This window comes from Helicobacter bilis ATCC 51630 (assembly GCF_000686565.1).
In the GTDB taxonomy this organism is placed as follows: Bacteria; Campylobacterota; Campylobacteria; order Campylobacterales; family Helicobacteraceae; genus Helicobacter_A; species Helicobacter_A bilis.
On sequence record NZ_JMKW01000031.1, the window covers coordinates 25,373 to 31,699 of the forward strand.

Annotated in this window: 8 protein-coding genes; 5 read left to right on the forward strand and 3 right to left on the reverse strand. The window is 34.7% G+C overall.

Translation table 11 applies throughout. The annotated features are described in order from the left end of the window. Nucleotides 1-56 precede the first annotated feature (56 nt). The 4 genes from nhaA (at nt 57) to T368_RS0107175 (ending at nt 3,906) form a co-directional block, all read left to right on the forward strand. The gene (nhaA, locus tag T368_RS0107160; RefSeq protein ID WP_004087497.1) at nt 57-1,568 is read left to right on the forward strand and encodes a Na+/H+ antiporter NhaA; all 1,512 of its coding nucleotides are present in this window, start codon (nt 57-59) and stop codon (nt 1,566-1,568) included. Between the two features lie 136 nt (nt 1,569-1,704). Further along, entirely contained in the window at nt 1,705-1,905 is a 201-nt protein-coding gene (locus tag T368_RS0107165) for a hypothetical protein (RefSeq protein WP_004087498.1), read from the forward strand. A gap of 82 nt (nt 1,906-1,987) precedes the next feature. After that, nucleotides 1,988-2,749, forward strand: coding sequence for an alpha-1,2-fucosyltransferase (locus T368_RS0107170; RefSeq protein WP_237022142.1), 762 nt, complete (start codon nt 1,988-1,990; stop codon nt 2,747-2,749). A 350-nt stretch (nt 2,750-3,099) separates the two neighbouring features. Further along, nucleotides 3,100-3,906, forward strand: a complete 807-nt coding sequence (locus T368_RS0107175; RefSeq protein ID WP_004087512.1) for an outer membrane beta-barrel protein — start codon at nt 3,100-3,102, stop codon at nt 3,904-3,906. Nucleotides 3,907-4,003: 97 nt separating this feature from the next. Here the strand turns inward: T368_RS0107175 and T368_RS0107180 are convergent, their stop codons facing one another. Together T368_RS0107180 and T368_RS0107185 are read right to left on the reverse strand one after the other, a co-directional pair. Next, a complete protein-coding gene (locus T368_RS0107180; protein ID WP_004087513.1) occupies nt 4,004-4,402 on the reverse strand; it encodes a group III truncated hemoglobin in 399 nt (132 codons plus the stop codon). A gap of 24 nt (nt 4,403-4,426) precedes the next feature. Continuing rightward, nucleotides 4,427-4,864 carry a hypothetical protein gene (locus T368_RS0107185; RefSeq protein WP_004087514.1) on the reverse strand — a complete coding sequence of 146 codons (438 nt, stop codon included), beginning with the start codon at nt 4,862-4,864 and terminating at the stop codon, nt 4,427-4,429. Nucleotides 4,865-4,972: 108 nt separating this feature from the next. On the opposite strand from T368_RS0107185, the gene T368_RS0107190 reads away from it, so the two are divergent. Next, the gene (locus T368_RS0107190) at nt 4,973-5,545 is read left to right on the forward strand and encodes a Crp/Fnr family transcriptional regulator (protein ID WP_004087515.1); all 573 of its coding nucleotides are present in this window, start codon (nt 4,973-4,975) and stop codon (nt 5,543-5,545) included. 143 nt (nt 5,546-5,688) lie between these two features. Here the strand turns inward: T368_RS0107190 and T368_RS13535 are convergent. After that, a partial coding sequence (locus tag T368_RS13535) for a restriction endonuclease subunit S (protein WP_027338445.1) occupies nt 5,689-6,327 on the reverse strand: 639 nt, incomplete at its 5' end.

The window sequence follows — 6,327 nt, forward strand, 5'->3', positions numbered from 1 at the left end:
TAGAATCTTTTAATAAAAAATCAATTATAAATTTTACATATCTTTAAGGCAAAACTATGGGGCTAGAGCATAAAAACATACATACACAAGAGATGCAGCAAGACAAAATCGATCATGCAAACAATACGCTAAAAAACTTCATCACACATGAATCATTTGGCGGTGTTTTACTCTTTTTCTGCGTTATCATAGCAATGATTATTGCAAATACAAACTTTGGAATCTTTTATAACGAATTTTTTGGTATGTATTTGGATTTTCATATCGGCGGGACTAGAGTTATACATATCAGTATTTTACATTTTATTAATGATGTGTTAATGTCTTTTTTCTTTCTCATGGTGGGCTTAGAGATGAAGCGCGAAGTGCTTTATGGGGAGTTGGCTGGGTTTCGTGCGGTAAGCTTTTCTGTGTTTGGGGCTATTGGAGGGTTAGTTTTACCTAGTGCGATATATATTTTTTTCAATCTAGGCACACCGAGTGTAAATGGCTTTGGCGTTGCAATGAGTACTGATACGGCTTTTGCCTTGGGCGTTATATTGCTACTTGGCAAAAGGATTCCAAGTGTGATTAAAATCTTTCTTGTAACCTTAGCGGTTGCTGATGATTTAGGTGCGATTAGTGTTATTGCTATCTTTTATACCGATCAGATTAATTGGATTTATATCTATATTGCCATTGTGCTACTTGCTGTGTTAATCACCTTTAATTATTTGGATATTAAGTATCTTTCACTTTATTTTGCAGTGGGCTTTTTACTTTGGATTTGCTTTTTTCTAAGTGGGGTGCATGCTACCGTTGGGGCAGTGCTACTTGCTTTTACAATACCGGGGAAGTCTCAAATATCACAGCATAGCTATCTTGGATTAAAAGAGGCTTATAATAAGCTTTATTTTAAAACTAGGGCAGATTTTACCACTTTTACGCCAAGCCACACAGAAGAGAGAAATAGATTTGGGGCGATTTTGTATGGTTTTAAGGACTTTTTTGTAAGTTCATATCAAAATATTAAAAAATTTATGAGTTCAAAAAGTGATATGGAAAGAGAAGTTGATATGCACAAAGAGCATGAAAGAGTGGAGATTCTAGACACAATCGCTAGATATTCAAAATACGCACAAAATCCACTCGTGCGGATTGAGTATATTTTACAACCTTTAAATGCGTATTTCATCGTGCCTTTATTTGCCTTTGCAAATGCAGGAGTTTCTATTGATTCTAGTCTTAATTTTAGCGTTGATGGAATCTTTTGGGGCATTATTTTAGGCTTAGTGATTGGTAAGCCCTTAGGCATTTTAGGCTTTACATGGCTTAGTGAGAAACTTCGCCTTGCAAAGCGACCAGAAGGTTTAACAAATACACAAATCTTTTCTGTTGGTGCATTAGCAGGTATAGGCTTTACCATGTCTATGTTTGTAGCAAATCTTGCGTATAGCTCAAATATGAGTGTAGATTTAGCAAAAATCTCTGTGTTAATTGCCTCTAGCATTGCCGCTATTATCGGCGTAACAAGCCTTTATTTCAACACAAAAGATTCTAGTGAAGAAGATATTCGTATTGAAGATTAGTGAGTGTAAAAAAATGTAGTGCTGCATGTTCTAGCCTGAAGTGAGCATAGTCATGCGATATAAATGTTTTATGCTATAATACAGCTTTCATAACTTCAAAATATCTGTTAATTGCAATAAAATCAAAGGAATTTTTATGTTAATACGGCTTGTTGGCGGACTTGGTAATCAAATGTTTATTTATGCTTTTGCAAAGGCTATGAGTTTAAAGGGCTATCCTATTTTGCTTGATGCAACATATTTTAATGAGAATTTACATAAAGATGCTTTTAGTCAAGATTCTACAAATAGTGCAATGACTAATGGGGGGGGGGGGGCAAGACCTACGACTTTTTGAGTTAATGTTATATAACATCTCTTTGCCACTATGCTTTGATTACAAAACCTTAGTTAAATATTTTTATTCTAATGACAAATCTTTGAAATACAACTTCCCATTGCAATACATTCGATACGCTACAAGAAGTAAATATCATAAATTATACTGGTTAGCATTAAAACATTATAAATATTTTTATGATGAAGATCCACAAGGCGATAACATTGTAAAAATGTATTTAAATAATAGTTTAGAGAAACACGCTTATCCCTTTGGATACTTTCAAAATCTTATATATTTTGATGAGATAGATTCTATAATAAGAGAAGAATTTTGTCTAAAAATACCCTTAAAACCACATAATCAAGCTTTAAAAGAAAAGATAGAGAAAACAGAAAATAGTGTATTTTTACATGTAAGATTGGGGGATTATTTAAAAATGGAAGCAACAGATGGAGGCTATGTGCGTTTAGGAAAAACCTATTATCAAAGCGCGCTAGAGATTTTGAAAACTAGGCTAGGGCAACCACATATTTTTATTTTTAGTAATGATATAGAATGGTGTGAGAAAAATTTATGCAATTTACTTGACTTTACGGGTTGCCATATTGAATTTGTTAAAGCTAATGGTGAAGGCAATGCAGCAGAAGAAATGGAGCTTATGAGAGCTTGCAAACATGCAGTTATTGCCAATTCGACATTTAGCTGGTGGGCTTCCTATCTCATTGATAATCCAGACAAACAAATCATTATGCCAACACAAGTTTTTAATGACACAAGAAGGATTCCAAAATCAAACATGCTTGCTAAAAAGGGCTATATACTCATTGATCCATTTTGGGGGATGCATAGCATTGTGTGAGATAACTTGACAACACCCTCTTTTTATAAGCAATGAACTCTAATGTTTGCCAAAAAAAGCAATTTTAAGCATTAAATATATCTTATAGTCATTAAATGTGTATTCACCATATTTTATTTGTGTTTGTAAATGCGGGTATCTCTATTAATTCGAGTCCCATTTGGCTTTTAAATAAAAATCTTTTTATACATGTTGTTTTTGCCTTTTATAATATTAGGGATTTGTAACCACATGGGCTACAAATCCCATCCAAACACCTAATTAACTCTCATTTTGGCACGGATCTTTTTGCCCTACTTGCGTTTTTTTGTTGTAGAATACGCCCTGATTTTATAGAAAAGGAATAAAATATGAGAAAAATAGTAAGTATAAGTGCAGTATTGTGTAGCATAATGTTTGCAAATAACCCTATGTCAATGCAACAAGATTATATGGATAACCCTTATGATAATATGCCGCAAAATAGCACACACAATCAAGATATGAGAAATAATAATGGCTGGGGTGGGCTTAGTCCAGAAAAAGAAAGTTATAATGCAAAGAAAAGAGGTTGGTTTATAGGCTTTAATATCCCATTTGCAAGTATTCACTCTCGACTATATGTTGGCAATCTTTTCTCTGTTGCAACACTAGATATAAAAGGCAATATAGTAGGATTTGGACTAAAGGGAGGGTATCAAACTTTTCAAGATAAGATTCCATCACTCTATTTATGGGGCAATAGATTCTATATGAGCTATGACTATATGGGTGCGACACTTAATGGAGAAAGTAATCCAACTGCCACAAAGAGCGACAAATCAATTTATGTGCAAAATATTTTATTTCATGTAGATGCTATTATAGATATTCCATTTAATTTTAAAAAGCCAAATTCTGGTTTAAGTGTATCTTTTGGTGTGTTGCTTGGCGGACATTCTCATTATACTGGAATCTCAAAGATGAGTTTCTCTCCCGCATTGGGTTTTGAAGCTGGAGTTGGGGTAAATATTGCTGCAAAACATAGAATCGAATATACATGGCAGATTCTAATACCATATGGTAAAGAAGAAATTGGAAATTATGCAAAACCACTTGTTTCCAACAGCATATATTCCACTGCTGATAGCCTGAAAAACTCCATGTTTTCAGGTATGAGTTATAGCTATGTGTTTTAGCGGTGCAATTTGATTCTATCCATAGTTTAGATAAACACTCATTACAAAATTATTGATATAGAATCTTACTTAAGATTCTAGCTAACCCCACAAAAATCTACCTATTATACCCACTCTCATACAGCATAAACATAAATCGCTTAGCTATCATCTCAGCCCTTTCTATAATCATTGCAATATGCTCTTCTTTTGCATATACAGATTCTAAACTCTGCTTAAAAAGCTCAAGCCACACAGCAAAAAGCTCTCTAGGAAAAGGGGGCAAGTCAAGATGGGCTTTCAAAGGGTGTCCGCTATAATCACCACTATTTAAAAGCATACCTTGCCAAAATGTCGCAATCTTTGCCTTATGCTTCTCCCACGCCATATCATCACTGCCAATCTTTGCATTAAACACATCGCCTAGCCCACGCTTATCAAAACGCACCTTATTATAAAAAATATCCATAAGCCTAATAATAGAATCTTCGTTTATCACATCAAATTTTTCCTGCATATTTGCTCCTTTTTGAAATTAACTTCACATATAAAATGCCATTTTTGCTAACACCACGATGAAAAATCCAAGCACCAAAGCCACCTTATGAATGCTCTTTGCCAATGGATTTTTTAGTCCTAAAAACTTACACGACAAAGACACAACCACCATACACACAATACACAACGCCAACACGACTTTTATCATCAATAGCACCTGCAAAGGCGAGTCAAAAACTCCTTGCGTTGTGCCTACATAACGGCTTATCATCGCCCCGCCACTCAGCAGCAGCAAAAGCAGACAAAGGGGCATTATCTTCACACCCCGCTTTGAGATAATGCTAAAAATCTTATCGGCTAACTCATCGCCAAGTGCCTTTTTTAGCGGACTAAGCAGCACCACATCGGTGAAAATAAATCCTAAAAATATAATCGCACAAAGCAAATGCAGCGTAAGCATATATGGATAGATTGCTTCCATTTTTATCCTTTCATCAATGATGCATAGAATCTCAACGCAATGCTAGACAAAATTACACAAGAAAACATTGATATATGTTAAGATTCTATATTTCTTTAAGGATTATGTATGCAAAAACTTTTTAATATTTTAGAGCAAATGGGCAATAAACGCACATATCAAAACGGCGAGATTTTATTCCTTCAAGGTGCTATGCCTACGCATCTATACTTGCTTCTTAGCGGCAAAGTGCGACTTTATAAGACAAAAGAGCATATCTCAAGCACACAGCTGACACTACACACACTTTCATCTCCGCAATTCATCGCTGAAATGCCCTTTTTTATGCAAAGCCCCTACCCAGCAAATGCCGAATGTGCCTCAATATGTGAGATTATCACCATAAGCCAAGAGAGTTTCCACACGCATTGTTTGAGTAATAGCGAGATTTGTTTGCTTTTTATCACTTCGCTATGCAAAAAGATAGAGATTTTAGAATCTCACATTGCCCTGCAAAATCAAAGTTTGCAAGAAAAAGTTCTAAGCTATCTCTCACACAACAAAGACAGCCTCCACACACTCACCCAACGACACATCGCAAACGCCCTAAATATCGCACCAGAATCTCTATCCCGCACCCTAAAAACCCTAAAGACACAGGGCATACTCACCACGCATAAGGGTAAGGTGAAGTTGCTCTAAATCGCTTTTAGATTCTTTGTCTTATGTATTGTATTTACCCTCTCCCCATTTTTCTATCTTTAGGCTTTATTGCCTATTGTTATAACCCTCTTTTTTCCTTGTCATGAAAAAAGCTGAAATATCCCCCTAAGTCATAACAACACCTAAGCAAATATTGCTTTTAATAACATATCCCGCATTGCTTGGAGATTCTGAATCTGCTTACGATTGTTTGTTGTTTTATGGTAAAAATTATCCATTTGCGTATGAAATTTCATCATAATATTTTTTGGTGGTATTAAAATTGGGATTTTATAAAAATAAGACTTTTGAAAAAATTCTCTCGCACTCCCAGAAGCAGTATTTATATTGTTAGCAATAATTTCTTGCATTGCATAGTTTAAATAATACTGGGAAACACTTCCTAATACTCTAAAATTCCACATATTTTGATTTTGAAGGGCGGGCAAAATTTCGCTGGTTACAATAGCATACTTTCCCAAACTTGCTCCAACCATTACAAGCAAAAAATCATTTACTTGCAATAAGTATTTTGAATATTTGTTTTTGTCATTCTCATCGAGATAAACTAAATTGTGATTTTCTACAAAACCATTTTTAAAATTTGTTGTTCTAACAACTGGTATCCCAATCTTTTTATACTCTTCACTCTTAAAAGCAAATCCATTTTTTATTTGACACACTTCACTTAAAGGTTTTTCTTCCCATTCATTGCGCTTTGGATTGTCTATAAAGTAATGGCGAAAAAGGGTAAGGGCTAGAGATTCTAAAGTTTTGTTTTG